The organism is Clostridium sp. CM038 (assembly GCF_055081105.1).
In genome coordinates this window covers 2,618,535-2,638,028 of sequence record NZ_CM143651.1, presented here as the reverse complement: position 1 = coordinate 2,638,028, position 19,494 = coordinate 2,618,535, and the positions used below count along the sequence as shown (strand labels likewise).

The following is a 19,494-nucleotide window of genomic DNA, read 5'->3' as shown; positions in this document are numbered from 1 at the left end:
ATAAGTAAGGTGGTAATAATCTATTGATTGCTGAAGATGTTATCCGAAAAATTAAGGAACAAAATGATATTGTGGATGTAATATCTGAAAGGGTTAAACTTAAGAAAGCGGGGCGAAATTATATTGGTCTTTGTCCTTTTCATAATGAGAAGAGTCCTTCTTTCACAGTGTCTGAGGAAAAGCAAATTTATAAATGCTTTGGATGTGGTGAAGCTGGGAATGTAATTAGTTATATTATGAAGGATAGGAATGTAAATTTTCCTGAAGCAGCAAGGGTACTCGCTGAGAGAGCTAACATTAGTATAGAAATGGACAAAGAGGAAAATAATGTTCAAAAAGACATGTATAAAAAAATGTACAATATTAATGTAGCAGCGGCTAGGTATTTTTATGACAATTTAAGAAAGGACAAGAAGGCTGAAACATATTTCTTAAACCGAGGAATTACGGAAGTTACTATGAAAAAATTTGGTTTAGGGTTTTCGTTTGATAAATGGGATGGATTGTTATTATACCTGAAAAGGAAAGGCTACTCCGAATTAGATTTACTTAGTATAGGATTAATTATTAAAAGTCCTAAAAATTCCTATTATGATAGGTTTAGAAATAGAATAATGTTTCCTGTGTTTGATTATAAAGGCAGCGTCATCGGATTTGGAGGAAGGGTTTTAGATGATTCAAAACCTAAATATTTAAATTCACCTGAGACACCATTATTTCATAAGGGGCTACATCTTTATGGATTGAATTTTGTAATAAAAAATAATAGGTCTCGAACAATAATAATTGTAGAGGGATATATGGATTGTATTTCACTTCATCAATATGGGTTTTCAAATGCCGTTGCGTCCCTGGGGACGGCACTTACTATTAATCAAGCAAAATTATTGAAAAAACATGTAGACAAAGTTATTATTTCATATGATGCTGATGTAGCAGGCCAAGCAGCAACATTAAGGGGCCTTGAGATATTAAGGACTGAAGGTTTTGATTTAAGGGTGCTGATAGTTCCAAAGGATAAGGATCCTGATGAATATATAAAAAACAACGGAAAGCAGGCTTTTCAGAAATTAGTGGATGATGCTCTCCCCTTAATATATTATAGGATTAAAAGAGCAGGTGACGGAATAAATTTTTCGAATAGTGAAATGATAATACAATATGTGAAAAAGGTTACTGAAATTATTGCAGATTTAGATCCTGTCGAAAAAGATGTTTATATAAAAAAGGTTTCTGAGGAAACAGGCATCAAAGAACAGGCAATATATGACCTACTAAGTGACGAAATCAACAAAAATGCAAAAAAAACCAAAAAAATGAATATGCAACAAGATTTTGGACAAAAATTATACTTAGAGCCAGCTTATATTAAGGCTGAAAGAAATTTGTTGAAATTTATGTTTATAAATGAAGAAAATTGTAATTATATCACAGAAAACTTGGACCTAGAACAATTGGTACTTCAAAGTCATAAAAGTATATATACATTAATTGTTAAATATAAAAACTTAACAAAAGATGAAAAAACTAAAAAAATTGAATTTATATGTAATGATATAGAATGTACAAAAGAGTGGATAAATACTATGGAAATTGAATTTTCAGGAGATGAAGAGGATCATAAAAAACTTATAAATGACTGCATTAAAGAACTTAAAAAATTCAAGTTAGAGGAGTCGAAAAAAGAAATTATGAATAAAATCAAACAATATGAATCAAAAGGTTTGCTAGAAGAATCTATACAATTAGCCCAAAAACTTATAGAAATGCAAAAAGATCTAAAACAATTATAGTAATTTGAAAGGAGGTAATATGATGAAGGATAAAAGTTCGAAAATGACTATAGTCAAAAAACTTATGGAAAAAGGGAAGAAAAAAGGATCTTTAACTTATAAAGAAATAATGGAAGAACTTTATGAGATAGATTTAAGTCCAGAACAAATAGAAAAGGTTTATGAAGTTTTAGAATCAATGGAGATAGAGGTTATTGGTGATATGCATCAAGCTGCTGCACCTGCGACTGGAGCTCAAGCTGAAACTGAACCAGAAACTGAAGAACTGGATGTTAGCATACCCGAAGGCGTATCTATAGACGACCCTGTTAGGATGTATTTAAAAGAAATTGGAAAAGTTGCTTTATTATCATCAAGTGAGGAAATTGATCTTGCTAAAAGAAATGAAGAAGGAGATCTAGCTGCTAAGAAAAAACTAGCAGAGGCTAATTTAAGACTCGTGGTAAGTATAGCTAAAAGATATGTTGGTCGCGGAATGCTATTTTTAGATCTTATTCAAGAAGGTAATTTAGGACTAATAAAAGCCGTAGAAAAATATGATTATAGAAAAGGCTTTAAATTTAGTACTTATGCTACATGGTGGATTAGACAGGCAATAACTAGAGCAATAGCCGACCAAGCAAGAACTATAAGGATACCTGTACATATGGTTGAAACTATAAATAAGCTTATTAGAGTTTCAAGGCAATTGCTACAAGAACTTGGACGTGAACCCCAACCAGATGAAGTTGCTGAAAAAATGGAAATGCCTGTAGCAAAAGTTAGAGAAATTATGAAAATTGCACAAGAGCCAGTATCGCTAGAGACTCCTATAGGTGAAGAAGAAGATAGTCATTTAGGCGATTTTATTCCTGATGATGATGCTCTTGCACCAGCAGAAGCTGCTGCATTTACAATGTTAAAAGAGCAATTAATCAACGTTTTAGATACTTTGACTCCTAGAGAAGAAAAGGTTTTAAGATTAAGATTTGGACTAGATGATGGAAGGGCAAGGACCCTCGAGGAAGTTGGAAAAGAGTTTAATGTAACTCGTGAAAGAATTAGACAAATTGAAGCAAAGGCTTTACGTAAATTAAGGCACCCAAGTAGAAGTAAAAAACTAAAAGATTACTTAGATTAGAACAGTATACTTAAGAAAACACCTTATTTAAGGTGTTTTTTCAGACCGTTGACAAACATAAAATGTAAAACACTCTAATTTAAAATTGGAGTGTTTTTTTCATATTCAAAAAGGATTTTAGGACATCAATGTCGAATATATATAGGATACAAACTTTATAATTCGGAGGGCATTATTATGATTAATGAAAAGAACTTCACACAACAAAAACTAGAAATGGTGTATTTAGAAGATTTAGTTCCTAAAGACCATATTCTGAGAAATATAGATAAATACATGGATTTCTCTTTTATAAGAGAACTGACTAAAAAATATTACTGCTTAGATAATGGAAGACCTGGCGTAGATCCTATTATACTTTTTAAAATGCTGTTTATTGGGTACTTATTTGGAATAAAATCTGAACGACAACTTGTAAAGGACATTGAAGTAAATGTGGCTTATAGATGGTTTCTAGGACTAAGTCTTACTGATCCTATTCCAGATCATTCAACAATTAGCCAAAATAGACGTAGACGGTTTAAAGGTACAGATGTGTTTCAAAAAATATTTGACGAAGTAGTATTTAAGGCTATAAATCTTAAGATGGTAACCGGTAAAATACTTTACACAGACTCTACACACCTAAAAGCAAATGCTAATAAGCGAAAGCTTGTGAAAATTGAAGTTGAAAAAACGCCGAAAGAATATGTAGCTGAACTTAATAAAGCAGTGGAAGAAGATAGAATAAACCATGGTAAAAAACCTTTAAAGGAAAAAGAACCTGTTACCAAAATAAAAGAAACTAAAGTTAGCACAACCGACCCCGACAGTGGATATATGATGAGAGATGGCAAGCCGGAAGGCTTCTCATATTTAGATCACAGAACTGTCGATAGCAGACATAATATAATTACTGATGTGTATGTTACTCCTGGAAACATAAATGATGTTGATCCTTATATCGATAGATTAGATGTGCAAATAAAAAAGTTTAATTTTAATACAAAATATGTTGGTGCAGATGCTGGTTATGCTACAAATCTTATATGTAAAGAACTATATGAGAGGGAATTAAAATCTGTAATGGGATACCGTAGGTCTCCACATACAAAAGGAATGTACACAAAAAATAAATTCCAATATGTTAAAGAGCAGGACATTTACGTATGCCCTGACTTAAGGGCTTTACATTATAAAACGACAACAAGAGAAGGATATAAAGAATATGTTGGTAATGCAAAATATTGCGAGATATGTCCAAATAGAGCTCAATGCTTTTCTGCAAAAAGCAAGTTTAAAACTATTAGAAGACATGTTTGGGAAACGTATAAAGAAGATGTTGTAAAGTTCACCAGAACAGATAAAGGCAGAAATATATATAGAAGAAGAAAAGAAACTATAGAGCGAAGCTTCGCAGATTCAAAACAACTGCATGGGCTTCGCTATTGCCATATGCGTGGATTAGAAAATGTGCAAGAGCAGTGTCTGCTTACAGCAGCAGTGCAGAATATGAAAAAGATAGCTAGCCTGCTATCTTTACTGTTTTTTGATTTTCTAACTAAGAAGATAGTTGTTATTTTAAATTTATCCATAACTCAAAATGCTATCGCATAATTGCATGTAAAAAAACCAGTATAATAAAAAAAATATACTGGGTTTGTAAACAACCTGAGAAAACACCTTATTTAAGGTGTTTTTTCTACTCCATGTAGAATCATGTATGAATATTTACAAGGTCGGTTTAAATATGCTATAATATGCTTTAGAAGGTGATTAAATGGGAAAGTACATATCAAAGAGGGGACGCGGTTTAGGGTTTATTTTGCTCACGACTGCATTATATAATATATTAATATTAATAGTGCTCAGGTTTACTAATTCATACATCGTAGTTAGTTTATTAAAGGTATTATTAGTGTCTTGTAATATATATCAAGGATATTACATCTTGCTTTATGCATCACTTAAATGTACTATTGATGACGAAAATCTTAAAATTTATGCTGTTGGATCATTAAAAAAAATAATTATACCATTAAATGAAATTGGAGGATACACTATCTCAACTGGTACAATTGAGGGGGTTAAGCTTAATGGTATAGCTACTAATAATTTTGCAATGGGTAGATTTGTAATTGAAAAAATAGGAATGTGTAGAATGTTTGTTACAAATAATAAAAATGTTTTTTACATAAAAACTAAAAACATGAATTATGCAGTTTCGCCTCTAGATTATAAAAAATTTGAGGAAACTTTAATACATCATGATATACATGTGGTAGAGTGGAAATATAAAGTAAATAATAGCTATAATCTTCATAAAGACAAGCACTTCATTTTACCTTTAATGGGTGTAAGTATAATAATAATAATATTAACCTTAAATCCACTTATATTATATTTGAAACGTAATATACCTAATATTATGCCCTTAAACTTTGATGCGAATTTTAATCCAATACAAATGGGGACAGGCAAACAATTTGCATTTACTCAGATGATTTACGGGGTATTAAATATGGCGTTGCTTTTTTGTATGTATTATGCAAGTTATTTTTGCGCAAAACATGATAGGAAATCAGCATATAAATATATTTATATGGCACTAATTGTGGCAATGATATTTTTAATATTGCAGTTTAAAATATTAATAAATTTTAGATAAGGATGAGAGATATGGAGCTTAGTATAAGATTAAAATGGATTGCAAGTATGATAGAAGAATGTGATAGTGTTATCGACGTAGGCACGGATCATGGGTATGTTCCTATTAATTTAGTGAAAAATGGTGTAATAAAAAAAGCTATTGCTTCTGATATAAATAAAGGGCCTGTTGAGAAGGCCAAAAATAATATTATTCACAATAATATGCGTGGTCAAATTACTTGTAGACTGGGAAGTGGACTATCTACAGTTGAAAAGGGAGAAGTCCAGGTAGCTATTATTGCAGGAATGGGTGGCAATTTAATAAGAGACATTTTAGAAGCTGACTTAGATGTTGTTAAACAATTTAATTATATGATACTTCAGCCAGTTCAAAATGCTGAGGTTTTGAGAGAATATTTATATGTCGCTGGGTATGATATCCTTGATGAAGAAATTTGCAATGATGATGGTAGGTTTTATGAAATTATCAAGGCAAGGTATAATACTAAACCAGTAGAAGTAGACAGTATATATTACGAGATAAGTAAAATATTATTAGATAAAAAACAATTAGTAATGCAAAAATTTATAGAATATAAGTTGCAAAAATATTCAAAAATATATGATACTTTAAATGAAGATACAATTTTATCTAAAAATAGAAAACAACAACTTTATCTTGTTATAATACGGCTTAAGGAGTTTTTGAAATGCTTTTAAAAGTAAGTACTATTGAGCATATTATGCAGCAGGTTGCTCCACATATACTAAAAGAGGATTATGATAATGTAGGATTAATGGTTGGGGACAAAGATGCGCAGGTTACAAAAATTTTAATTGCATTAGATTGTACAATGGACGTAATTCGCGAGGCAAAGAATAAGGGGTGCAATTTTATATTGACTCATCATCCTCTTCTTTTTGTTAAACCCAAAACTATTACCACAGACACTTTAGTAGGAAAAAAAATTATTGAGCTAATTGTGAATGGTATAAATGTATATGCTAGTCATACAAATTTAGATTCAGTTAAAGGCGGACTTAATGATATTGTCACAGAAATTTTAGGGTTTACTAATTATAAGGTAATAGAGAATTCAACAATTCAAGGGTATAATAATGGTGATAATGGTATTGGAAGGCTAGTGATTCTGGATACCCCAATTTTATTAATGCCCTTATGTGAAAAGGTTAAAGAACTTTTAAATACTGAGTATATTAGGTATGCAGGCGACCATAATAAAGTAATAAAAACCATTGCGATTATAAATGGCAGTGGAGAAGACTTTTTTGAGGAGAGCATAAAATTGGGTGCAGATTGCATTATTACAGGAGATACTAAATACCATCATGTTAGTGATTTATTAGAAGAAAACATAGCGCTGATTGATGCTGGGCATTTTGCAACTGAGTGGACACCACTCATAATATTTGCAGAAAAGTTCAAAAAGCAACTGATAGAAAATGGATATGACAATGAGGTTATAATTTCTAAAAATACACATGATCCATATAAAGTTAAGTAATAATAAAATACTATTTGCTTTTATTTTAATAGTATGATATCATTGGTTTTACGAGTAAGCCAGACAATCGCTGCTAATTATTGCGTGCGATAATTAGGAGAGGAAAGTCCGAGCTCCATAGGGCAGGGTGCTGGATAACACCCAGTGAAGGTGACTTTAAGGAAAGTGCAACAGAGATATACCGCTAAAGGCATTCAAAAGTTTAGTTTTTCTAAATTTTTGAATGTACTAGCAAGGATGGAAAGGCGAGGTAAGAGCTCACCAGCGCAATGGCGACTTTGCGGCTATGTAAACCCCACCTGGAGCAAGATCGAATAGGAGAACATTATGAGGCTGCCCGTCTCGTTCTCGGGTGTATCGCTTGAGCCTATTGGTAACAATGGGCCTAGATAGATGATTGTCTAATACAGGACTCGGCTTATAGGCTTAGTCGTACCAAAAAACACTCACTTTACAGTGAGTGTTTTTTTTATTGACTAAAAATTCAAAATATGTTATAGTCATGCGAAGTATTACAAATTAATAATTTCGGATGAAGATATTTGGAGAGAGATGTATAACATCCACCGAAGAAGTTAAACTTTCAGGTATCCATTTTTGGAGAAGTACTGATATCGGACGAACCTCTGGAGAGACTTATATAAGCACCGAAGGAGAAAGCTAAACATTATTTAATTACATATTATTTGTATGAAATTTAATAGTGCATTAGTGAAACTCTCAGGTAAAAGGACAGGGTTATTTTCAAGAGGTCATTTTATTTTGATCTCTATTTTTTGTGTGCTTTAAAAAATAATGGTCTCACAGAGTATTAATTGGTATAAATATATTCTTTACACAAGAAATTTTTTATCTGAAAAAATTTTAATAACTAGAAGGAGCGTGTGTTTATGGATTTTTTATCAATTATTAAAGGTATTAACGGTGTTTTGTGGGGGTATGTACTAATATTTTTGTTATGTGGTACTGGAATTTACTTTACAATAACGTTAAAATTTGTTCAAGTAAGAAAATTTAAAGATGCATTTAAAAAGACTTTTGGAGGAGCTAAATTCGGCAATAAAGCAGGAAAAGATGGAATGTCATCCTTTCAAGCCATGACAACTTCAATAGCGGCTCAAGTAGGAACAGGAAATTTAGCAGGAGCCGCAACTGCTATAGCATCAGGAGGACCGGGTGCTATATTCTGGATGTGGCTAAGTGCTTTCTTTGGCATGGCAACTATTTTTGCGGAAGCAGTGCTTGGTCAAAAGTATAAACAGACAGTTGACGGTGAGGTGACGGGAGGACCTGCTTACTATATTAGTAAAGGCCTTGGGAGTAAAAAGTTGGCAGCATTTTTCTCAGTAACTATAATAATTGCATTAGGATTTATAGGGAATATGGTACAATCTAACTCAATAAGTGCAGCAATAAGCCCAAATACCAATATTCGTATAATCATTGGTGTGATAGTTGCAGCATTAGCGGGTATGATTTTTATTGGAGGAGTAGGCCGAATTGCAGCCTTTACTGAAAAAGTAGTTCCGTTTATGGCTATATTTTACATACTGGGTAGTTTAGGAATCATTATAGTGAATTTTGCTAATTTAGGACCAGCATTTAAAATGATATTTGTAGGAGCTTTTAACCCTAAAGCGGCTACTGGCGGTTTAATAGGAGTTGGCGTAAAAGAAGCTATGAGATACGGCATTGCAAGAGGTTTATTTTCTAATGAAGCTGGAATGGGGTCAACACCACATGCACACGCAGTTGCAAAAGTTAATCATCCAACTGAGCAGGGACTCGTTGCAATAGTATGTGTATTTATTGATACCTTTATAATTTTAACATTAACTGCACTTGTTATATTAACTACAGGAGCATTAGATGGAAAAACTACTGGTATAGCGTTAACTCAAAAAGCTTTTTCGAATGGTATGGGAAGTCTTGGAGGTCCATTTGTAGCTATAGCGTTATTTTTCTTTGCTTTTTCTACCATAGTAGCTTGGTATTTTTTTGGAGAGGCAAATGTTAAATACTTATTTGGAAAAAAAGCGTTAACGACATATAGAGGATTGGTTCTTGTATTTATAGTATTAGGAGCAGCTCTAAAGGTTGATCTAGTTTGGGAACTCGCTGATACTTTTAATGGATTAATGGTTATACCGAATTTAATTGCATTATTAGGTCTTGGAGCTTTAGTTAAAAAGACTTTGAAAAATTACGAAAATGATTTTGAAAAGAAAAACTAAATTTTATAATTTTCTTTTTAGAAAAAAACAGGATGGCAGATTTATGCCATCCTGTTTTTTTGTTAGTATTAAAACAATGAAGTATGAAACTACATTAAGATAAGAAATTTCATAATTACTATAATATTATTAAATTTCGTAATTTAATAATATTATAGAAAAATTAAAAACAACTTTATTCTAAAATATGCTTTTATAATTAGATGAAGTATATTATAATGTGATTATAACGAATTATAAAAGAAAATCATTGTTTAATATTCGTATAAATATAAATTTTGGAGGTATTAATCATGAAAGATAAGATATATAGGTTATATGTAGAGAAAAAAGCGAACTATAATGTTGAAGGTGAAAAAAAATTAAGAGATATAAAAATAAATTTAGGTATATCGAACTTGGATGGGCTTAGACTAGTTAATAGATATGATGTTATGGGAATAACCAAGGAGCAGTACCTAATGTCAAGGAATACAATATTTTCAGAACCTACAGTAGATCAGGTTTATGATGGAGAGTTAGATATTCAAAAGTACGATACTGTATTTGCTATTGAATTTTTGTCTGGACAATATGATCAGAGGGCAGATTCAGCTGCTCAATGTATACAAATTTTAACTCAAGAGGATAAACATATAGTTAAAAGTGCAAGAGTTATAGTGTTAAAGGGAAATATTACTAATGACGAACTAAATAAAATTAAAGAGTATTGCATAAATGCCGTAGACTCTAGAGAAACAGGGTTTGATAAACAGAATGATTTACAGCAAAGGTTTAATGAGCCAGAACAAGTAAAAACAGTAGAATCTTTTATTGAGATGAATGATACGGATTTAAAAGAGTTCTTAAAAAGTAATGGACTTGCTATGAGCTTTGAGGATTTGAGATATTGTAGAGATTATTTTAAAGAAACTGAAAAGAGAGACCCATCTATAACGGAGATAAAAGTTATAGATACGTATTGGTCAGATCACTGTAGGCACACAACTTTTAATACTGTAATTGAGGATGTTTACATAGAAGATGGTAAATATTCTAAACCAATTAAGATGGCTTACGCGGAATATTTAAATACTAGAGAGTTTGTTTATGATAAATCAAATAGGGACGTAACACTTATGGATATGGCTGTTATTTCCATGAAAGATTTAAGGAAACAAGGGAAATTAAAGGACCTTGATGTTTCAGACGAAATAAACGCCTGTAGTATAATTGTGAAAGCAGACATTGAAGGAGAGAAGGAAAAGTGGCTAGTAATGTTTAAAAATGAAACCCACAACCACCCTACTGAGATAGAACCTTTTGGTGGTGCAGCTACTTGTCTCGGTGGATCAATAAGAGACCCATTATCAGGTAGAAGCTATGTGTATCAGGCAATGCGTGTTACTGGCTGCGGTGATCCAAGGACGAAAATTTCAGATACAATAAAAGGCAAACTTCCTCAAAGAAAAATAACCCTTGAAGCTGCTCATGGATTTAGTTCTTATGGAAATCAGATAGGACTTGCTACAGGACTCGTTTCTGAAGTTTATGATGAAGACTTTGTGGCTAAAAGAATGGAAGTAGGGGCAGTTATTGGAGCTGCACCTTATAAGAACGTAGTCCGTGAAAAACCAATGGCATCTGATGTTGTTATACTTCTTGGTGGCAAAACAGGACGTGATGGATGCGGAGGAGCTACGGGTTCATCTAAGCAGCATAGCGAGAGCTCAATACTAACTTCAGGATCAGAAGTTCAAAAGGGTAATGCGCCTACAGAAAGAAAGATTCAAAGATTATTTAGAAATCCAAAGGTTACGACGCTTATAAAAAGATGTAATGATTTTGGTGCAGGCGGAGTATCCGTAGCTATAGGGGAACTCGCAGATTCACTTATAATAAATTTAGACAAAGTCACTAAAAAATACGAGGGCTTAGATGGTACGGAGCTTGCTATATCAGAATCCCAAGAACGTATGGCTGTTGTTGTTAGGCGCGAAGATGCTGTCGTATTTATAAAGCTAGCAGAAGAAGAAAATTTAGAGGCTGTAGTGGTGGCGAAAATAACTGATGATAATAGGCTTAAAATGGTATGGAAGGGAAAAACTATTGTTGATGTGAGTAGAAGTTTCTTAGACACAAATGGAGTTAATCAGCGTATTAATGTAAAAGTAGCAGCACCTAAAGAGAATGAATACTACTTTTCAAAAGATTTAAAATGGAGCGAAGGTAATTTAAAATCAATAAAAGATTTATGGAATTCTAATCTATCAGACTTAAATGTTTGTAGTCAAAAAGGATTAGCTGGGAGGTTTGATAGCACAATAGGAGCAGGAACGGTGTTAATGCCTTTTGGTGGAAAATTTCAGAAAACACCAATTCAGTCCATGGTAGCAAAATTACCTGTACTTCGCGGAGATACAACCACTGGTACAATAATGTCCTATGGGTACAATCCTAAATTATCAAAATGGAGTCCATTCCATGGAGCTGCTTATGCAGTAATAGATTCTGTAACAAAGGTAGTGGCTAGTGGTGCTAATTATGAAAATATTAAACTAACATTTCAAGAGTATTTTGAAAAATTGTCAAAAGAACCGTATAAGTGGGGTAAACCATTTTCATCACTTTTAGGGGCATTACATGTACAAAAACAATTCAGCATAGCGGCTATTGGTGGAAAAGATAGTATGTCAGGTACCTTTAATGATATGAATGTACCGCCAACGCTTATATCCTTTGCTGTCGATGTTATAAATACAGATAAGGTTATATCTCCAGAGTTTAAAAATGGAGATAGTCAGGTTGTTTTAGTTTATGCAAATACTTGTGAAGATGGATTACCTGATTTTGGAGAGCTTCGTCAAAACTATAAATTGGTAAAGAAGTTAATAGATAGTGGCAAGGTGTTATCAACCTATGCAGTAGGGATGGGAGGTCTGTCAGAAGCTATATCAAAAATGTGCTTTGGTAATAAAATAGGATTTGAATTTAAAGAAGATATTCAGGTGGAAAGCATATTTAAAGAGGATTATGGCAGCATTGTAATGGAAATAGATAAATGCACGCTTTCAGAGCTAATTAAAGAGAATTTAAATATTAAGATACTTGGGCATACTCAGGTAGAACCATTTATCAAAGTCTTAGGGGAAACTATTAGTCTAGAAGAAGCGTTAAGTAATTGGGAAGGACCTTTAGAAAGTGTATTTAGCACGAAAGTAAATACTAGTAAATTAAATATCAGAAATGATAAAATTTATGCAAGTGTTGAAAATCCAAAATTTAAATCGGCTCCTGCAATTAAAATAGCAAAGCCTAGAGTTATAATTCCTGTGTTTCCGGGTACTAATTGTGAATATGATTCTATGAGAGCCTTTGAAAGGGCTGGAGCTGAAGTGGAAATTATGGTAATAAAGAATCTATCATCAAGGCATATTGAAGAATCTATAAAAGCTATAGCAGAAAAAATAAAAAGCTCTCAAATTGTTATGCTTCCAGGTGGATTCAGTGCTGGTGATGAGCCAGATGGGTCTGGTAAATTTATTGCTACATTCTTTAGAAATCCTATAATACGCGAAAGTATACATCAGTTATTAAAAAATAGAGATGGGTTAATGCTCGGAATATGCAATGGCTTTCAAGCCTTAATAAAACTTGGGTTACTGCCCTTTGGTGAAATAACGGATATAACACAAAACAGCCCAACCTTAACGTATAATGAAATTGGTAGACATGTATCTTGCACAGTGCAAACTAAAGTGGTTTCAACCCTGTCTCCTTGGCTTAGTAATTTAAAAGTTGGAGATGTGCATTCAATTCCAGTATCACATGGAGAAGGTAGGTTTGTAGCAAATGAAGAAGTAATTAAAAAATTATTCGCAAGTGGTCAAGTAGCCACTCAATATGTAGACTTCGACGGAATGCCAAGTTATGATATAAACTTTAATCCTAATGGTTCAATGCATGCTATTGAAGGAATCACTAGTTTGGATGGAAGGGTTTTCGGTAAAATGGGTCACTCTGAAAGAGTAGGCGTTAACACTTTAAAAAATATTATTGGTGAGAAGGATCAAAAGATATTTGAGGCAGGAGTAAATTATTTTAAATAAAAGATAAGAAGCAGTAAGGGTACAAATTGTGCCCTTGCTGCTTCTTTTTTATTTTTTTGGAATTCGGATATAAAAAACTAGTTGAACTTAAAAATGCGAACAATTTATTAATGATAGTAATTAAACGTACATATATGCAGAAGAAACACGAACGATAATAATAAAAATGGCATTAATGCATTGACTTAACGAAAAAAAACTGTTAAGATGAAATTATAAAAGTTGTTATTTAATTACATTGGGGAGGTAATAAAATGAAGGTAGGAGTTATTTTTGGAAGTAAATCAGATAAGGATATAATGAAAAATGCAGCGATAGCACTTAAGGAATTTGATGTAGATTATGAAGTACATATTCTCTCAGCTCACAGAGTACCAGAAAAATTAAAGGAAGTAATAAATGAAATGGAATATAATGGGGTAGAATGTATCATAGCAGGGGCAGGACTTGCAGCGCATCTTCCAGGTGTAATTGCATCACATACAGTAATGCCGGTGATTGGAGTGCCCATTAAAGCGGCTCTTGGTGGTATAGACTCACTACTTTCAATTGTTCAAATGCCAAAAGCAATTCCGGTTGCTACTGTGGGCATCAATAACAGCTATAATGCTGGAATGCTTGCAGTTCAAATTTTATCCCTTAAGTATATTGAACTTAAAAATAAATTAATTAAATATAGAGAAGAAATGAAAGAAAAATTTATAGCAGAGAATGAAGAAGATATAGAATTTTAAAATGAAAGTTAAGGAATGCGGTTTATAAATTAAAATTTGAGGAGTGATTGTTAGTGGAAAATTCAGTATTGTTATATGAAGGAAAAGCAAAAAAAATGTTTAGCACAGATAATAAGGATGAGGTCAGAGTATATTATAAAGATGATGCAACAGCATTTAATGGAATTAAAAAAGCTCAAATTGAGAAAAAGGGAATTTTAAATAATAGCATAACTACTATGTTATTTGAGTTATTAGAGAAAAAAGGTATAAAAACTCACCTTATTAAAAAAATAAGCGATAGAGAACAACTTTGTAAAAAGGTTGAAATAGTGCCTCTAGAAGTAATCGTAAGAAATGTTGCCGCTGGTAGCATGGCAAAACGATATGGAATAGAGGAAGGAACTAAGCTAAAAACAACAGTCCTCGAGTTAAGTTATAAAAATGATGAATTAGGTGATCCACTTATAAACGATTATCATGCAGTAGCAATGGGCCTTTCGACTTTTGACGAATTATTAGAAATATATAAAATGGCTTCAAAAATAAATGATATTCTAAAGGAAATTTTCTTTAAAAAAGATATTAATTTAATAGATTTCAAATTAGAGTTTGGGAGATTTAATGGAGAAATAATTTTGGCAGATGAGATATCACCAGATACTTGTAGATTTTGGGATGTTAAAACTGGAGAAAAATTGGATAAAGATAGATTTAGAAGAGATTTGGGTAATGTTACAGAAGCTTACGAGGAAATATTAAGTAGAATAAATAATAAATAAGATATATACAAGAAATAGTGGGGAGGGATTTCTTTGAATAAAGTTGTAGAATTAAACCAAATATCCATTAATGATGAAAATAAGCTAAAAGATGAAGATAAGTTTAAAGAGGAATGTGGTGTTTTTGGGGTTTTTTCACCGGATAAAGACTTAGATGTTGCATCTTTAACTTATTATGGACTTTATGCTTTGCAGCATAGGGGAGAAGAAAGTGCTGGGATAGTATATTCGAATGGAACTACCCTCACTTGTGAAAAGGCTATGGGCCTTGTGTGTGATGTTTTTAATGATGAAAAGATTAAACTAATGAAGGGTCATGCTGCCATAGGGCATGTTAGATATTCAACGACAGGAGGCAGTGAAGTAAAAAATGCACAGCCACTTTTAAGTAAATTTAGTCTTGGTGACATAGCTATAGCGCATAATGGTAATTTAGTAAATGAAGATGTCATAAGAGAATTACTAGAGGATTGTGGATATATGTTTCAAACATCCATAGATTCAGAAGTTATATTAAATCTAATTGCTAGAGGCGCAAAAAAAGGAATTGAAAAGGCCGTAGTGGATGCAATACAGGCTATTAAAGGGTCTTATGCAATAGTAATGCTTACAAAGGAAAAGTTAATAGGAGTTAGAGATCAAAATGGTATTAGGCCTCTTTGCATCGGGACAATAGGTAATAATTATATTCTTGCATCGGAAAGTTGTGCACTTGATGCAGTAGGTGCAGACTTTTTAAGAGATGTAAAGCCTGGTGAGATAGTAATAATAGATAAAAATGGACTTACATCAATTAATTTTGCGGAAAAAATTAAAAATGCAACTTGTTCATTTGAATATATATATTTTGCAAGACCAGACAGTACTATTGATGGGATTAACGTGTACACTTCAAGAGTGGCAGCTGGAGAACAGCTATTTAAAGAATCACCAGTCGATGCCGATATGGTTATAGGGGTTCCAGATTCAGGTATGGCCGCAGCAATAGGATATTCTAAAATATCTGGAATACCTTTTGGAATGGGTCTTATAAAAAACAGATATGTAGGTAGAACCTTTATAAGTCCCACTCAAGAAATTCGGGAAAGGGCAGTGTCTGTAAAACTAAACGCATTAAAAATAAATGTAGAAGGTAAAAGAGTTATTCTAATAGATGATTCAATAGTTCGCGGAACCACAAGTAAAAGATTAGTTGAAATATTAAAAAAAGCTGGAGCGAAAGAAGTTCATTTTAGGGTCTGCTCACCAGTAGTGAAATATCCATGTTATTTTGGAATAGATACACCTTATAGAAAAGATTTAATTGGGGCGAATACTTCCGTAGATGAAATTAGACAAGAAATAGGTGCAGATAGTTTAGGATATCTAAGCATAGATGGATTATTAAAATCTCTTGGTCATACTGAATTTTGTTTAGGGTGCTTTAATGGTACATATCCAGTATCAGCTCCATATGAAAATGAAAAAGAAAGATTAGAAAGGTAGGGGATATTCATGATAACTTATAAAGATGCAGGTGTTAATATTGAAGAAGGATACAAATCAGTAAAGCTTATAAAAGAATATGCGGCAGCCACATTTACAAAAGGTGTTTTAAACCATTTAGGAAGTTTTGCTGGTATGTTCGAAATAGGCGAGGGTTATAAAAATCCTATTTTAGTTTCAGGCACTGATGGAGTAGGTACAAAACTTGATATTGCATTTAGAATGAATAAATATGACACTGTAGGAATTGATTGTGTTGCTATGTGTGTAAATGATGTCCTTTGCCATGGCGCAAAACCACTTTTCTTTTTAGACTATATAGCTTGTGGTAAATTAGATTCTAAAGTATCATCACAACTGGTAAAAGGTGTATCTGATGGATGTATTCAATCAGGATGTGCACTTATAGGTGGTGAAACTGCGGAAATGCCAGGGTTCTATAGAGATGGGGAATATGATATGGCGGGATTTACTGTTGGCATAGTGGATAAACACAAAATTATTGACGGATCTGCAATCAAAGATGGGTATTCACTTATAGGTATTGAGTCAACAGGTCTTCATAGCAATGGGTATTCATTAGTTAGAAAATTAATACCAGATTTAGATATTGATTTTAATGGTGAAAAGATTGGAAAGACACTTTTGACTCCAACAAAAATTTATGTGAAAACTATATTAAGTCTTTTAGAAAAATTTGATATAAAGGGAATGGCACATATAACAGGTGGTGGTTTTTATGAAAACATACCTAGAATGTTTAGTGAAAAATTCACAGCAGTGGTAGATAAAAATAGTTTTAATACTCCAGATATTTTTAGGCATCTTATGTCTCTCGGGGTAACGCAGGAACATATGTTTAATACATATAATATGGGAATAGGATATGTATTATGCGTTGAAGATAAGGATACTTTAAAGATTATAAAGACAATTAATGATTTAGGGGATAGAGCATATAAAATTGGGCACGTTGAAGCTGGGGGTGCAGGAGTTTGCTTAAAATAGCTGTACTGATATCAGGGAGCGGAAGCAATCTTCAAGCAATAATAGATAATATAGAAAGTGGATACTTAAACTGCTCTATAGAAGCAGTAATTAGTGATAAAAAAGATGCATATGGCATAGAAAGATCAAAATCTAAAAATATAAAGACATATATATTAGATAGAAAACAGTTAGGTACTGGGGTTTCAGATGAAATATTAAGAATTGTCGACGGAAAAGTAGATCTAATAGTGCTTGCTGGGTTTTTATCTATACTTCAAGGGGAACTTCTTTGTGTATTTAAAAATAAAATTATTAATATTCACCCAGCGCTTATTCCATCTTTTTGTGGGGAGGGAATGTACGGTATGAAAGTTCATGAAAAAGCTATAGAATACGGTGTTAAAGTTTCAGGATGTACTGTCCACTTCGTAGACGAAGGTACAGACTCAGGACCAATTATAATTCAAAAGGTTGTAGATGTTTATAGTCAAGATTCAGCAAAAGATTTGAAGCTAAGGGTTTTAAATGAGGAACATAAAGCACTACCAGAAGCCATTAAATTAATAAGTGAGAATGAAATAGAAATTAAAGGAAGAAAAGTATTAGCTATTGGAAAGGTGGAGTAATAATGATTAAAACAGCGCTTATAAGTGTTTTTGATAAAGAGAATATTTTAGAACTTGCTACATCCCTTCAAAAAAATGGAGTAGAGATTATATCTACAGGTGGAACTTTTAAGTACTTAAAAGAAAATGGCATAAAAGTTTCGGAAATATCTGATGTTACAGGATTTGAAGAGATATTAGGTGGGAGAGTTAAAACATTACATCCAGTTATTCATAGTGGAATACTAGCAGTGAGAGATAATGAAGAACATATGGCAACTATAAAAGCTAAAGGAATAAAACCTATTGATATGGTAGTAGTTAATCTTTATCCTTTCTTTGATAAAGTATGCGAAGAGATAAATTTTCAAGAGAAAGTTGAATTTATTGATATCGGTGGACCAACTATGCTAAGGGCAGCAGCTAAAAATTTCAAAGATGTTATTGTACTAAGTGACACAACAGATTATCAAAATATTATAAAGAAAATGGATGCTAAAGAAGAAGTGGATTTAAAAACTAGAAAATATCTAGCAGGCAAAGTGTTCAATTTAACATCAGCTTACGATGCAGCAATAAGTAATTTTTTACTGGGTGAGGATTCATATCCAGATTATTTGGCTGTTTCTTATAAAAAACAAATGGATTTAAGATATGGTGAAAATCCTCATCAAAGCGCAGCTTATTATATATCGGCTGCAGGAAATGGAGCAATGAAGGATTTTAATCAATTAAATGGCAAGGAATTATCTTATAACAATATAAAGGACATGGATATTGCTTGGAAGGTAGTATGCGAATTTGATGAAATTGCTTGTTGCGCGTTAAAACACAATACCCCTTGCGGCGTAGCTACTGGTAGCAGCGTACTTGATACATATAAAAAGGCATATGAATGTGATCCAATGTCTATTTTTGGGGGCATTGTTGCTTTTAACAAAAAGATAGATAAAGAAACTGCAGAAGAACTTATAAAAATATTTTTAGAGGTTATTATTGCACCAGAGTTTGATGAGGAAGCATTACTAGTTTTAAAAGGTAAGAAAAATTTAAGAGTCATAAAATGTTTAAGTAAAGCAGTTGGCACAAAAAATATTGTTAACGTCGATGGTGGAATATTGGTACAAAGTTCAGATGATAAATTAATAGATGATATAAAAGTAGTTACAAAGAAGGGCCCAACAAATGATGAAATGAAAGATTTGATATTTGCCATGAAAGTAGTTAAGTATGTTAAATCAAATGCTATTGTAGTGGTTAAAGATGGGGTGACTAAGGGGATTGGTGCAGGTCAGGTAAATAGAATATGGGCAGCAGAGCAATCATTAGAAAGGGCAGTAGATGCTACAATAATGGCATCAGATGCATATTTCCCATTTGGAGACGTTGTGGAGCTAGCTGCAAAATACAGCATAAAAGCAATTATACAACCAGGTGGATCTATAAATGATCAAAAATCAATAGATGCATGTAATGAAAATGGAATTTCCATGGTGTTTACGGGCACTCGACATTTCAAACATTAGGAGG

Annotated in this window: 14 protein-coding genes, 1 other RNA gene and 1 riboswitch; all 15 genes read left to right on the top strand. The window is 32.6% G+C overall.

Features of this window, described 5'->3' with window-relative positions; translation table 11 throughout:
- The first annotated feature begins 23 nt into the window (after positions 1 to 23).
- The 15 genes from dnaG (at position 24) to purH (ending at position 19,490) form a co-directional block, all read left to right on the top strand.
- A complete protein-coding gene (dnaG, locus tag ACWJKS_RS12210; RefSeq protein ID WP_462959670.1) occupies positions 24 to 1,793 on the top strand; it encodes a DNA primase in 1,770 nt (589 codons plus the stop codon).
- A gap of 22 nt (positions 1,794 to 1,815) precedes the next feature.
- The gene (gene rpoD / locus ACWJKS_RS12205; RefSeq protein WP_165414745.1) at positions 1,816 to 2,913 is read left to right on the top strand and encodes an RNA polymerase sigma factor RpoD; all 1,098 of its coding nucleotides are present in this window, start codon (positions 1,816 to 1,818) and stop codon (positions 2,911 to 2,913) included.
- A 177-nt stretch (positions 2,914 to 3,090) separates the two neighbouring features.
- A complete protein-coding gene (locus tag ACWJKS_RS12200) occupies positions 3,091 to 4,509 on the top strand; it encodes an IS1182 family transposase (RefSeq protein WP_268064117.1) in 1,419 nt (472 codons plus the stop codon).
- A gap of 163 nt (positions 4,510 to 4,672) precedes the next feature.
- Positions 4,673 to 5,560, top strand: a complete 888-nt coding sequence (locus ACWJKS_RS12195) for a PH domain-containing protein (protein ID WP_216303975.1) — start codon at positions 4,673 to 4,675, stop codon at positions 5,558 to 5,560.
- A gap of 11 nt (positions 5,561 to 5,571) precedes the next feature.
- Positions 5,572 to 6,261, top strand: a complete 690-nt coding sequence (locus ACWJKS_RS12190) for a tRNA (adenine(22)-N(1))-methyltransferase (protein WP_216303976.1) — start codon at positions 5,572 to 5,574, stop codon at positions 6,259 to 6,261.
- The gene (locus tag ACWJKS_RS12185; RefSeq protein ID WP_216303977.1) at positions 6,252 to 7,067 is read left to right on the top strand and encodes a Nif3-like dinuclear metal center hexameric protein; all 816 of its coding nucleotides are present in this window, start codon (positions 6,252 to 6,254) and stop codon (positions 7,065 to 7,067) included. Before ACWJKS_RS12190 ends, ACWJKS_RS12185 begins: the two co-directional genes overlap by 10 nt.
- A gap of 51 nt (positions 7,068 to 7,118) precedes the next feature.
- Positions 7,119 to 7,504, top strand: an RNA gene (gene rnpB, locus ACWJKS_RS12180) — RNase P RNA component class A.
- 179 nt (positions 7,505 to 7,683) lie between these two features.
- Positions 7,684 to 7,813: riboswitch (glycine riboswitch) on the top strand.
- Between the two features lie 144 nt (positions 7,814 to 7,957).
- A complete protein-coding gene (locus tag ACWJKS_RS12175; RefSeq protein ID WP_216303978.1) occupies positions 7,958 to 9,301 on the top strand; it encodes an alanine/glycine:cation symporter family protein in 1,344 nt (447 codons plus the stop codon).
- A 293-nt stretch (positions 9,302 to 9,594) separates the two neighbouring features.
- Complete coding sequence (locus tag ACWJKS_RS12170) at positions 9,595 to 13,389, top strand: phosphoribosylformylglycinamidine synthase (RefSeq protein WP_462959669.1); 3,795 nt, start codon at positions 9,595 to 9,597, stop codon at positions 13,387 to 13,389.
- A gap of 254 nt (positions 13,390 to 13,643) precedes the next feature.
- Positions 13,644 to 14,123 carry a 5-(carboxyamino)imidazole ribonucleotide mutase gene (gene purE / locus ACWJKS_RS12165; RefSeq protein WP_216303980.1) on the top strand — a complete coding sequence of 160 codons (480 nt, stop codon included), beginning with the start codon at positions 13,644 to 13,646 and terminating at the stop codon, positions 14,121 to 14,123.
- Positions 14,124 to 14,176: 53 nt separating this feature from the next.
- A complete protein-coding gene (gene purC / locus ACWJKS_RS12160) occupies positions 14,177 to 14,884 on the top strand; it encodes a phosphoribosylaminoimidazolesuccinocarboxamide synthase (protein ID WP_165412153.1) in 708 nt (235 codons plus the stop codon).
- A gap of 60 nt (positions 14,885 to 14,944) precedes the next feature.
- Complete coding sequence (purF, locus tag ACWJKS_RS12155) at positions 14,945 to 16,369, top strand: amidophosphoribosyltransferase (protein ID WP_216303996.1); 1,425 nt, start codon at positions 14,945 to 14,947, stop codon at positions 16,367 to 16,369.
- 9 nt (positions 16,370 to 16,378) lie between these two features.
- Positions 16,379 to 17,377, top strand: a complete 999-nt coding sequence (gene purM, locus ACWJKS_RS12150; protein WP_216303982.1) for a phosphoribosylformylglycinamidine cyclo-ligase — start codon at positions 16,379 to 16,381, stop codon at positions 17,375 to 17,377.
- On the top strand, positions 17,365 to 17,985 hold the full coding sequence (purN, locus tag ACWJKS_RS12145) for a phosphoribosylglycinamide formyltransferase (protein ID WP_220285948.1): 621 nt from the start codon (positions 17,365 to 17,367) through the stop codon (positions 17,983 to 17,985). The genes purM and purN overlap by 13 nt, the downstream gene beginning before the upstream one ends.
- A 2-nt stretch (positions 17,986 to 17,987) precedes the next feature.
- Positions 17,988 to 19,490: a bifunctional phosphoribosylaminoimidazolecarboxamide formyltransferase/IMP cyclohydrolase gene (purH, locus tag ACWJKS_RS12140; protein WP_220319475.1), complete on the top strand. Its 1,503-nt coding sequence runs from the start codon at positions 17,988 to 17,990 to the stop codon at positions 19,488 to 19,490.
- Positions 19,491 to 19,494: the final 4 nt, after the last annotated feature.